Annotated in this window: 8 protein-coding genes and 1 pseudogene; 3 read left to right on the forward strand and 6 right to left on the reverse strand. The window is 69.5% G+C overall.

Features of this window, described 5'->3' with window-relative positions:
- Positions 1-130: 130 nt before the first annotated feature.
- Positions 131-1,644 (forward strand): annotated as a pseudogene (gene glpK, locus B7X32_RS14315) (glycerol kinase GlpK).
- An 87-nt stretch (positions 1,645-1,731) separates the two neighbouring features.
- Here the strand turns inward: glpK and B7X32_RS14320 are convergent.
- The 3 genes from B7X32_RS14320 to B7X32_RS14330 form a co-directional block, all read right to left on the reverse strand.
- Entirely contained in the window at positions 1,732-3,849 is a 2,118-nt protein-coding gene (locus B7X32_RS14320; protein WP_292720901.1) for a hypothetical protein, read from the reverse strand.
- Between the two features lie 223 nt (positions 3,850-4,072).
- Entirely contained in the window at positions 4,073-5,623 is a 1,551-nt protein-coding gene (gene ffh, locus B7X32_RS14325) for a signal recognition particle protein (RefSeq protein ID WP_292720903.1), read from the reverse strand.
- 43 nt (positions 5,624-5,666) lie between these two features.
- A complete protein-coding gene (locus B7X32_RS14330) occupies positions 5,667-6,254 on the reverse strand; it encodes a TetR/AcrR family transcriptional regulator (protein ID WP_292720905.1) in 588 nt (195 codons plus the stop codon).
- Between the two features lie 85 nt (positions 6,255-6,339).
- Between B7X32_RS14330 and lipB the strand changes: the two genes are divergently transcribed.
- Both lipB and lipA read left to right on the forward strand, forming a co-directional pair.
- Positions 6,340-6,981 (forward strand): lipoyl(octanoyl) transferase LipB, encoded by a 642-nt coding sequence (gene lipB / locus B7X32_RS14335; RefSeq protein ID WP_292720907.1) that lies wholly within the window; start codon positions 6,340-6,342, stop codon positions 6,979-6,981.
- Positions 6,978-7,967 (forward strand): lipoyl synthase, encoded by a 990-nt coding sequence (gene lipA / locus B7X32_RS14340; RefSeq protein ID WP_045273251.1) that lies wholly within the window; start codon positions 6,978-6,980, stop codon positions 7,965-7,967. Before lipB ends, lipA begins: the two co-directional genes overlap by 4 nt.
- 105 nt (positions 7,968-8,072) lie before the next feature.
- Here the strand turns inward: lipA and B7X32_RS14345 are convergent, their stop codons facing one another.
- From B7X32_RS14345 to B7X32_RS14355, 3 genes are all read right to left on the reverse strand, one after another.
- A complete protein-coding gene (locus tag B7X32_RS14345) occupies positions 8,073-8,573 on the reverse strand; it encodes a DUF2004 domain-containing protein (protein ID WP_292720911.1) in 501 nt (166 codons plus the stop codon).
- 80 nt (positions 8,574-8,653) lie between these two features.
- A complete protein-coding gene (gene ftsY / locus B7X32_RS14350; RefSeq protein ID WP_292720913.1) occupies positions 8,654-9,529 on the reverse strand; it encodes a signal recognition particle-docking protein FtsY in 876 nt (291 codons plus the stop codon).
- Positions 9,530-9,608: 79 nt separating this feature from the next.
- A partial coding sequence (locus B7X32_RS14355) for an AAA family ATPase (protein WP_292720914.1) occupies positions 9,609-9,885 on the reverse strand: 277 nt, incomplete at its 5' end.

Below are 9,885 nucleotides of genomic sequence, written 5' to 3' on the forward strand. Positions count from 1 at the left end.
GAGCGACTGGTCGTACTCCTGGGTGCCGGTCGTCGGCCCGCTCCTCGGCGGCACCATCGCCGCGCTGCTCTCGCCGGTGCTGCTGCACCTCGCAAAGTAACCCAAACCGCTATTCAAAGGAGAACTGCACATGGCTGATTACGTCATCGCGATCGACCAGGGCACGACGTCGAGTCGCGCCATCATCTTCGACCGCAAGGGCAGCATCATCGCCACCGGTCAGAAGGAGCACGAGCAGATCCTGCCGCAGGCCGGCTGGGTCGAGCACGACGCGTCGGAGATCTGGGCCAACGTCCAGGAGGTCATCGGCCTGGCCCTCAGCCGCGCCGATCTGACGCGCCACGACATCGCCGCGGTCGGCATCACGAACCAGCGCGAGACCGCGGTGGTCTGGGACAAGACCACCGGCAAGCCGGTCTACAACGCGATCGTCTGGCAGGACACCCGCACGCAGCCGATCGTCGACCGCCTGGCGGCCGAGGGCGGCGTCGAGCGGTTCAAGGAGATCGTCGGCCTGCCGCTGGCGACCTACTTCTCCGGCACCAAATCGCGTGGATCCTCGAGAACGTCGAGGGTGCGCGCGCCAAGGCGGAGGCCGGCGACCTGCTCTTCGGCACCACCGACAGCTGGGTCCTCTGGAACCTCACGGGCGGCGTGGACGGCGGCGTGCACGCGACCGACGTCACCAACGCCTCGCGCACGATGTTCATGGACCTCGAGACGCTGCAGTGGCGCGACGACATCCTCGACGCGTTCGGCGTGCCGAAGTCGATGATGCCGTCGATCCGCTCCTCCTCCGAGGTCTACGGCGCGGCAGAGGACTCCTCGCTGCTGCGGGAGACCCCGATCGCGGGCATCCTCGGTGACCAGCAGGCGGCCACCTTCGGCCAGGCGGCGTTCAACACCGGCGAGAGCAAGAACACCTACGGCACGGGCTGCTTCCTGATCTTCAACACGGGCGAGGAGATCGTCCACTCGAAGAACGGGCTGCTCACCACCGTCGGCTACAAGCTCGGCGACGGGCCGACGCACTACGCGCTCGAGGGCTCGATCGCCGTGACCGGATCCCTCATCCAGTGGCTGCGCGACCAGCTCGGCATCATCGACTCCGCCCCCGAGGTGGAGGAGCTGGCCCGCCAGGTCGAGGACAACGGCGGCGTGTACATCGTGCCCGCATTCTCCGGCCTGTTCGCGCCGTACTGGCGGCCGGACGCCCGTGGTGCGATCGTGGGGCTCACCCGCTACGCGAACAAGAACCACATCGCGCGCGCGGCGCTCGAGGCCGTCGCGTTCCAGACCCGCGACGTGCTCGACGCGGTCAACGCCGACGCCGGCGTCGACCTCACCGAGCTCAAGGTCGACGGCGGCATGGTCGCGAACGACGCGCTCATGCAGTTCCAGGCCGATGTGCTCGGCGTGCCGGTGGTGCGCCCCGTGGTCGCCGAGACGACCGCACTGGGCGCCGCCTACGCGGCCGGCCTCGCCGTCGGATTCTGGAGCGGGCTAGACGACCTCTCCGCCAACTGGCAGGAGGACCGCCGCTGGGAGCCCACGATGGACGCCGCCGAGCGCGACCGTCAGCTGCGGCTGTGGCGCAAGGCCGTCACGAAGTCGATGGACTGGGTCGACGACGACGTGAAGTGACCTGACGCACGAAGAAGGCGGGTCCGGAGGGCATTCCCCTCCGGACCCGCCTTCTTGCGTCCCGGCCGGCGCGCACCGGGCCGCGGATCAGACGGTCAGCACCGCCTTGACCGGGGCGCTGCGGTGCAGGTCGCCGCCGAAGGCGACGAGCTGGAACTGGCGTCCTCCGGCGAGATCCACCGCCTCCGCGAAGAACACGTCCCGGTGCACCCGTCCCAGCCAGCTCGTGCCGGAAGCACCGATCTGCAGCACGTCGTAGCCGACGGCATCGGACTGGAGGTCCCAGCCGAACGTCAGATGCCGCTTCCCGTCCCCGGCATCGCCCGCATCGGCGACCTGGAAGCCCGTCGGCGTCGCGGGCTTGAGCGGCTTCCCGGCCTCCCGCAGCGACACCCGGCCGATGCGACCGTCACCGCTCGTCCGCAGGGAGATCCGCGCGACGCGCCGACCGCGCGCGTTCACTCCGCCCGTCCAGCCGTCCCAGCCGGCCGGATCCGTCTTCGTGAGCGGCTGCCAGTCGATCTCCGACGGCGCGTCCTGCCAGGTGACCCCGAGATCGATCGCCGATACGCCCTGCGCCCGGATCTCCACGGCGATCGCCTTGTCGGCCGTCAGATCGGTCTTGAACAGGTGGATCACTCCCCCGCCGCGCAGCGCAAGGCTGTGCCCGCTGCCGTAGCTGGTGGACTCGTCCAGTGAGACGACGACATCGCCCTCGGTCCAGAACTGCCAGGTCAGCGCCCGATCCGCGCAGCCCATGTTGTCCCAGCCTCTGTCGCGCACCTTCGTGCCCTCGAGGAAGAAGGCGGATCCGACGCCGACGTTGAAGTCGGTCGCGATCGGCAGCGTGCCGTAGGGCGAGCGCTCGGTGATCCAGTGCGCGATCCCGTCCCACTGCCGATAGTTCAGCGTGTCGGTGCGATACGGGGGCGTGCGGGGCTCGAGCCGCCCCGATGTCCCTGGGTTCCCCGTCGGCCCGGACCAGAACCGCTGCTCCAGATCCCGATACGTCGCGCGCCCCTCCACGGTCGACGTGGCGCCGTCCCACGATCCGTTCAGCCAGATCTGCGAGTCCACGAACAGCGCGACCGAGGTCGGCGCGGGCCGGCCTGGCCCGGCGACGCTGCCGAAGTCCTCTTCCGGCCGGAACCCGCCCTTCTGGTGCTCGACGCCCGCGAATCCGACGACGCGCGGATCGCGTCCTGCGGCGACGGCCGACGCGGCGCTCTTGCTGAGGTCGCGGTCCGCGCCGCCGGTCGTCGCCTGCCACCAGTAGTTCATGAACAGGGAATCGTAGATCGGCGCGTCCGGCGTGCCCAGCCAGCGCAGGTTGTTCTCGCTCAGCCTGTTCTCGTAGCTGACCTCGCCGCTGTCGAAGTCCGCCGAGTCGTAGCCCTGCAGGTAGAAATCCGGATCCCTGCGCTTGAGGTAGCGCAGGAAGTCCTGGAACTTCTTGATCTGCGCCGCGCTGACGCTGCCCTCCTGATTGATGAACAGCCCGTCGAAGCCGAAGTAGGCGCGGATCTCGATCATCTTGTCCGCAACGGGGAAGGACCCGTCGCCGGCCTGCACGAGGAAGGCGTCGAAGTCGACGGGCCGGGGCCAGAACCAGCCTCCGATCGACCGGGCGCCGTTCTTGTGCGCCGCCTCGGTCCAGCCGGGGTTGGGGATGTCGATGACGCCGTACGGGCGTCCGGGTGCGCGCTGTCCGTCCACCATCTCGATGGGCGCCGATCCCTTGACCTGTCCATGCCAGGTGCCCCAGATGTCGATGTAGGACCAGTACCGCTGGGTGTACACCTGCGCCTCCAGGCCGATCGCCTGGTTGTGGCCCTCGTAGATGCTCCCCGCATCGTCGATCGTGAGGGTGGACAGCTGCACGGCGGGGTCGAGATCCGGATGCGCCTGGGTCGCGGCGAAGGGCGCGATCCGCGGCGCCCGCGGGATCAGGCAGCGCAGGTGCCGGGCCCACGGCGTCGTGCCCGGATCGAAGGCGAGCAGGTCGTCGGCCGCCCAGCCAAACGTGTACGGGCCGGGCGGTGTGCCCCCGGACGCCGGGACAGGGGCGGCGGAGCCGGTTCCGGCGGAACCGGTTCCTGCGGCCGGACGAACCGCCGCCGCGGCGACGCCGGGCGCACCGGCCAGCAGCGCTGCCAGTCCGACACCCCCGACGGTCAGGAATGTTCTGCGATTCAGGTCAGCCATGTGCACCCTCCAGGTTGCGCTCCGTTGCGTGGCGGATCCGCGCCCCCGTGATCGGCGACGCGAAGCCGCGCCCAGGCTATAACGCTTTAGTGTCGAAACGCGAGGTTCGCCCCCGGCGCGTCGAGGAGCGCACCCGGAAACGTCCGATGTTCGCCGTCGTCGGTGCCCTGATACGCCACGGGGCGCCGGGCCGATGCGGCCGCGGCGCCCCGTGGGGACGACGTCAGTTCTTGCCGAAGAGCTTCTGGATCTCGGCCATGTCTGCTTCGCTGGGCGCCGGCTGCCCGCCCAGACCGAATCCGGATCCGGTCGCCGACTGCCCGGTGGCGAGTCCGGCGTTCTCGGCGGCGCGCTTGGCCGGGTTGCCCGAACGGGAACCAGAGCCCTTCGCCTTCTTGCCGCGCTTCGAGGACGCCCCAGGGCGGCCCATGCCGGGCATCGCGCCCATGCCGGGGATGTTCGGGGTGCCGCCGCGGGCGACGGTCTTCATCATCTTCGCGGCCTGCTCGAACCGCTGCACGAGCTGGTTCACATCGGTCACGGTCATGCCGGAGCCGCGCGCGATGCGGAGGCGTCGCGAGCCGTTCAGAACCTTGGGGTTGCGGCGCTCCCCCGGCGTCATCGAGCGGATGATCGCCTCGGTGCGATCGATCTCGCGCTCGTCGAAGTCCTCGAGCTGCTGCTTCATCTGGCCCATGCCCGGGAGCATCCCGAGCATCTTCTTCATCGAGCCCATCTTCTTGAGCTGCTGCATCTGCTCGAGGAAGTCCTCGAGCGTGAAGGTCTCGGTCGCAAGCTTCTCAGCGACCTTGAGCGCTTCAGCTTCGTCGAACGCGTTCTGCGCCTGCTCGATGAGGGTGAGGATGTCGCCGAGGTCGAGGATCCGGCTCGCCATGCGGTCGGGGTGGAACGGCTCGAGGTCGTCGAGGCCCTCGCCGGTGGACGCGAACATGATCGGGCGCCCGGTGACCGAGGCGACCGAGAGCGCGGCGCCGCCGCGGGCGTCGCCGTCGAGCTTGGAGAGCACCACGCCGGTGAAGTCCACGCCGTCCTGGAACGCCTTCGCGGTGTTGACAGCATCCTGACCGATCATCGCGTCGATGACGAACAGGACCTCGTCCGGATCCACGGCGGCGCGGATGTCCGCGGCCTGCTTCATGAGCTCCGCGTCCACGCCGAGGCGTCCCGCGGTGTCGATGATGACGATGTCGTGCTGCTGACGGCGGGCGTGCTCGACGCCGTCGCGGGACACCCGCACCGGGTCGCCGACGCCGTTGCCCGGCTCGGGCGCGTAGATGGTCGCGCCCGCCTGCTCCGCCACGACGGTGAGCTGGGTCACCGCGTTCGGGCGCTGCAGGTCGGCGGCGACGAGGAGGGGCGTGTGCCCCTCGCCCTGCAGCTGCTTGGCGAGCTTGCCCGCGAAGGTCGTCTTTCCGGATCCCTGGAGGCCGGCGAGCATGATGACGGTCGGCGGGTTCTTCGCGAACTCGAGGCGGCGCTGCTCGCCGCCGAGGATCGCGATGAGTTCCTCGTTGACGATCTGCACGACCTGCTGCGCGGGGTTCAGCGCCTTGTTGACCTCGTCGCCCAGGGCGCGCTCGCGCACCTTCGCGGTGAAGTCCTTGACGACGGGCAGCGCGACGTCGGCGTCGAGCAGGGCGCGTCGGATCTCGCGGACGGTGCCGTCGACGTCGGCGGCGGTCAGCTTGCCCTTCGTGCGCAGATTGCGGAAGGTCTCGGTGAGCCGATCGGAAAGCGTGCCAAATGTAGCCATGGTGCTGCAATTCTACGCGAGCGGATCCCCGATCCGCGGCGCGTCAGCCCCAGTGCAGATCTGCGATGCGCGGCAGCGCGTGCTGAAGCTGCGCGAGCGGCGATCCGTGGCCCGCCCCGCCCTCGGCCCAGACGCGCAGCGACGACAACACGACGACGGCATAGGCGGCGCCGAGCACGTCCGCCCTGATGCGCTCCACGCCCGCGCCGCGCGCGGCCTCCGACAGCGCCGTGGCGAGCCTTCCCTGCCGCAGAGCGGACTCGCGCTGTAACTCCTCCGCGAGGCCCATGGCCTGCGCGTTGCCGAAGGCGAGAGCCAGCGGATCCGGCTCCAGCCCCTCCAGGATCGCGGCGAGCACCGCCTCGATCCCGGCCGAGTCGGCGCCGGCACCCGGGGTGGCGAGAGCCGCGACCGCGCGATCGAGACGCTCGTCGAACCCGGACCACAGGACATCGCTCTTGGAGGAGAAGTAGTTGAAGAAGCTCGACCTGCTCACGCCGGCGCGCTGCGCGATGCCGGCGATCGACGTGCCCTCGTACCCGGATTCCAGGAACAGCTCGCAGGCCGCCTCGGCGATCGTCTCGCGCGAGGAGACCCGGGGGCGGCCGACGCCGCGGGCAGGGGTGGTCACCACGACACCGTATCGCGATGCGCGCACCCCGCCGATTCGGCCCTATTATTGAACCGCATACAACAACTCGACCAGAAGGATCGGCATGCTCGACATCCAGACGGTGGGCCTCGCCCCCGAGTTCGTCCCCTACCTCGACGGCTGGGATCTGCAGCGGCGCGTCCACGCCGAGGTCGCGGCCGGCACCCGCCCCGACACGCTGCTGCTCCTCGAGCACGAGGCGGTCTATACGGCCGGCAAGCGCACCGAGCCTCAGGAGCGTCCCCAGGACGGCACACCCGTGGTCGACGTCGACCGCGGCGGGAAGATCACGTGGCACGGCCCCGGGCAGCTCGTGGGCTATCCGATCGTGCGCCTGCCCGAACCCATGGACGTGGTCGCCCATGTCCGCCGGCTGGAGCGCCTGCTGATCGACGTGCTGCGCCCCCTGGGCGTGGACGGATACCAGATCGACGGACGCAGCGGCGTGTGGGTGCGCCGGCCGCTCAGCGAGGACAAGGTCGCGGCGATCGGCGTACGAGTGCAGCAGGGGGTCACGATGCACGGCTTCGCGATCAACTGCGACAACACCCTCTCGGGCTTCCGCGGCATCATCCCCTGCGGCATCACCGACGCCGGCGTCACCACCGTGAGCGAGGTGATCGGCCGCGAGGTCTCCCCCGCCGACATCGTCGACGCGGTCGCGACGGCGTTCACCGCCGAGTACGCCACGGAGGTTGCCGCGTGAGCGCCGCACCGGAGGGCCGCAAGCTGCTGCGCCTGGAGATCCGCAACGCGGAGACCCCGATCGAGCGCAAGCCGGAGTGGATCAAGACCAAGGCGAGGATGGGGCCGGAGTACAAGGCCCTGCACTCGCTCGTGAAGGACGAGGGCCTGCACACCGTGTGCCAGGAGGCCGGCTGCCCCAACATCTTCGAATGCTGGGAGGACAAGGAGGCGACGTTCCTCATCGGCGGATCGCAGTGCACGCGCCGCTGCGACTTCTGCCAGATCGATACCGGCAAGCCCGCGGACTACGACACCGACGAGCCGCGCCGCGTGGCGGAGAGCGTGCAGCAGATGGGCCTGCGCTACGCGACGGTCACGAGCGTCGCCCGCGACGACCTCCCCGACACCGGCGCGTGGCTGAACGCCGAGACGGTGCGCAAGATCCACGAGCTCAACCCGAACACCGGGGTCGAGCTGCTCGCGAACGAGCACAACGCGGATCCGGCCTTCCTGGGGCAGATCTTCGACGCCCGCCCCGAGGTCTTCGCGCACAACGTCGAGACCGTGCCGCGCATCTTCAAGCGGATCCGTCCGGCGTTCAAATACGAGCGCTCGCTCAACGTCATCACGCAGGGGCACGAGGCGGGGCTCATCACGAAGTCGAACCTCATCCTCGGCATGGGCGAGGAGCCGGAAGAGGTCGTGCAGGCGCTCCAGGACCTGCACGATGCGGGCTGCGACATCATCACGATCACGCAGTACCTCCGCCCCACGCCCCGCCACCTTCCGGTGTCGCGCTGGGTGAAGCCCGACGAGTTCGTCGCGTTCAAGGAGGAGGCAGAGCGGATCGGGTTCCTCGGCGTGCTCGCCGGCCCGCTGGTGCGCTCGTCCTACCGCGCCGGCCGGCTGTGGGCGCAGTCCATGGCGTCGAAGGGCCGCGAGATCCCGCCGCACCTGGCGCACATCGCCGCCAGCGCAGACCTCGGCTTCGCCCAGGCCGTCTGAGACGCGGATCGCCGGACGGCCCTTCGTCTCGCTCCGCTCGCTCAGGGACCGTTAGTTCGTACGCCGGTTCCTGAGCGAGGAGCGCAGCGACGAGACGAAGGACGTTCAGTCGGCGCTCATGACCGACAGCACGGAGCCGTCGGATCCGAAGTTCACCAGCAGCACATCGTCGGCGCCATCGGCGTCGAGCGCGTACTCGAGCACCGCGAAGGGTTCGCTGCCGCCGTGCTCGTCCACGAGCAGCGTCATGCTCATCAGCTGCAGCGAGCGGATGATGTCGACCGCGGCGTCACCGCTCACGTCGACGAGGTACTCCTCGAGCTCGTCGCCGTACTCCTCCTGCTGCTGCAGGATGTACTCGGTCACCTCGCTCGTGCGGTCGTCGACCTCGGCGAGCATCCCGCGGCGCGCCTTGTCGTCGATGGCCTCGAGCCCCGAGACGAAGGCGGCGGCGATGTCGAGCGACTCCCGGGACACGTCCTCCTGGTCGGGCGCGGTCAGATCCACGGTGAGCGCGTGGTCGCCGAACTCCACCGTCTCGGACCAGAAGATCGATCCGTCCGGTCCCGAGGACAGCAGTCCGAAGAAGTCGTGTTCGATCGCCATACGGCTATAAAACCAGCCTTGCGCGCGAGGCGGTAGTCCGTCGCGCGCGTGCCGCGGACCGGTTCGTCATCGTCATGGAATCAGGCGCCGACGAGCGCCTGCACGAACACGTGCGGCGTGAAGCCGGTGAGGTCGTCGATGCCCTCGCCCTGGCCCAGGAGCTTCACCGGGATGCCGGTCCGCTCCTGCACGGCGAGCACGAAACCGCCCTTCGCGGAGCCGTCGAGCTTGGTGAGAACGAGCCCCGTCACACCCGCGTGCTCGAGGAACGCCTCCGCCTGCATGACGCCGTTCTGGCCCGTCGTCGCATCGAGCACGAGCAGCACCTCGCTGATCGGCGCCTGCTTCTCCACGACACGACGGATCTTGGACAGCTCGTCCATCAGCCCGCCCTTGGTGTGCAGGCGTCCTGCGGTGTCGATGATCACGATCTCCGTGCCCTCGCGCTTGGCGTAGTCCACGGTCTGGAACGCGACGGACGCCGGATCCTGCCCGTGCTGCTGCGGACGCACGATCGCCGCGCCCGCACGCTGCGCCCACGTGGCCAGCTGTTCGACGGCGGCGGCGCGGAACGTGTCGGCGGCGCCGACCACGACCGAGCGCTGGTAGCCGCGCAGGAACTTCGTGAACTTGCCGATCGTGGTGGTCTTGCCGACGCCGTTCACGCCGACGACGAGGACGACCGCGGGACGCTCGGTGAGCTTGAGCGTGGTGTCGAACTTCGCGAAGTGCTCCTCCAGGGTCTCCCGCAGCATCCGCTGTAGATCCTTGGGATCCGTCGTGCGGTACTTGTCGACCTTGGCGCGCAGCTCGTCGACCAGGCGCTCTGTGATGTCGGGACCGAAGTCGGCCGTGAGGAGGGCCGTCTCGAGATCGTCCCAGGTCTCTTCGTCGATCGTGGGCTTGACGAACATGCCGCGCAGCGCGCGACCGAGGGACCAGGACTTCTCCGCCATGGCACCAGCCTACGGGGAGCAGCCCTGCGAACCCGGCGTGTTCGCCGACGGCGCGCAACCCGCTGTGCGCGGTCTCGGCTCAGACGGCAGCGGCCGCGCGATCCCCGACCCGCTGTCCGACCACCGCGGACACGCCGTCCTGGCGCATCGAGACGCCGTAGAGCGCGTCGGCGATCTCCATGGTGCGCTTCTGGTGCGTGATGACGAGCAGCTGCGAACTCGCGCGCAGCTGCTCGAACACCGTCAGCAGTCGGCCGAGATTGGCGTCGTCGAGCGCCGCCTCGACCTCGTCCAGGATGTAGAACGGGCTGGGACGCGCCTTGAAGATCGCGACGAGCAGGGCGACCGCCGCGAGC

This window comes from Microbacterium sp. 13-71-7, from assembly GCF_002257455.1.
Classification (GTDB): Bacteria; Actinomycetota; Actinomycetes; order Actinomycetales; family Microbacteriaceae; genus Microbacterium.

Bases quoted from the DNA above. Each gene is read 5' to 3' on its own strand.
- lipB (WP_292720907.1), top strand. From the start codon at position 6,340: ATGCTCGACATCCAGACGGTGGGCCTCGCCCCCGAGTTCGTCCCCTAC.
- B7X32_RS14320 (WP_292720901.1), bottom strand. From the start codon at position 3,849: ATGGCTGACCTGAATCGCAGAACATTCCTGACCGTCGGGGGTGTCGGA.
- ftsY (WP_292720913.1), bottom strand. From the start codon at position 9,529: ATGGCGGAGAAGTCCTGGTCCCTCGGTCGCGCGCTGCGCGGCATGTTC.
- B7X32_RS14345 (WP_292720911.1), bottom strand. From the start codon at position 8,573: ATGGCGATCGAACACGACTTCTTCGGACTGCTGTCCTCGGGACCGGAC.
- ffh (WP_292720903.1), bottom strand. From the start codon at position 5,623: ATGGCTACATTTGGCACGCTTTCCGATCGGCTCACCGAGACCTTCCGC.